This is a genomic window from Streptococcus sp. SCPM-O-B-15294 (M123) (assembly GCF_058200455.1).
Genome location: NZ_JBYQGU010000029.1, coordinates 1 through 1,128 on the forward strand (window position 1 = coordinate 1; position 1,128 = coordinate 1,128).

Consider the following 1,128-nt stretch of genomic DNA (forward strand, 5'->3'; position numbering starts at 1 on the left):
TGCTTCCCCAAAAATCCGTCCAGAAGCTAGTACAACACCCGTAATGATACTTGGTAAAGCTTCCGGTACCACCACGTGAATCACGGTTTCCCAACGAGAAATCCCAAGCGCAAGTCCTGCCTCTCTTTGTGTATGGTGGACGTTTTGCAAACTATCTTCAATGTTTCGCGTCATCTGTGGCAGGTTAAAGACCGTCAAGGCCAAGGCTCCAGAAATAATCGAGAAGCCATATTGGAACTGCACTACAAAGACCAAATAGCCAAAGAGACCAACCACGACCGATGGTAGGGAAGACAAGATTTCAATACAGGTCCGAACCAAGTTGGTCAATGGGCCCTTCTTGGCATACTCTGACAAGTAGATCCCTGCCCCCAAAGAAAGTGGGAAGGAAATAATCAAGGTAATGACTAAGAGGAAGAAGGAATTATAGAGCTGAATCCCAATCCCTCCACCTGCTTGGTAAGAAGAGGATTTGCTGGTCAAGAAGGTCCAAGACACATGCGGTAACCCTCTAACCAGGATATAGAGAATCAAAGAAGCAAGAATCGTAACAATAATTCCAGCAATAGCATAGAGAATTCCTGTCGCTATCTTATCTATTTTTTTAGCGTGCATAGTTCTTCTTACCTCTTTCTTTCGTGATCAATTTGATAACGCTGTTGAATGCCAAACTCATCAGCAAGAGCACCAAGGCAAGTGACCAGAGAACGTTGTTGTTAACTGTTCCCATAACCGTATTTCCGATACCCATGGTCAAGATAGAGGTCAAGGTGGAAGCTGGCGTTGTTAAAGAATTTGGAACAACCGCTGAGTTTCCGACCACCATCTGAATAGCCAAGGCTTCACCGAAGGCACGGGCCATTCCAAAGACAACTGCTGTAAAAATACCTGAGCGAGCCGCCTTTAAAGTGACATGCCAAATCGTTTGCCAACGAGTCGCTCCCATAGCCATACTCGCTTCCCGATAGTGACGAGGCACTGCCCGTAAGCTGTCTGTTGTCATAAAGGTCACAGTTGGAAGAATCATGACAAAGAGGACAAAGACCCCTGACAAGATCCCAAATCCTGTCCCACCAAAGATGGAACGGACAAATGGAACCACCACTTGCAAACCAATAAATCCGTATA

At 45.7% G+C, this 1,128-nt stretch carries 2 protein-coding genes; both read right to left on the reverse strand.

Translation table 11 applies throughout. From position 1 onward, the window contains the following. A partial coding sequence (gene pstA / locus AC3E8G_RS10205; protein WP_490677650.1) for a phosphate ABC transporter permease PstA occupies positions 1-615 on the reverse strand: 615 nt, incomplete at its 3' end. Continuing rightward, the coding region (locus AC3E8G_RS10210; protein WP_490677651.1) for a PstC family ABC transporter permease at positions 605-1,128 on the reverse strand (524 nt) is incomplete at its 5' end. The genes pstA and AC3E8G_RS10210, both read right to left, overlap by 11 nt.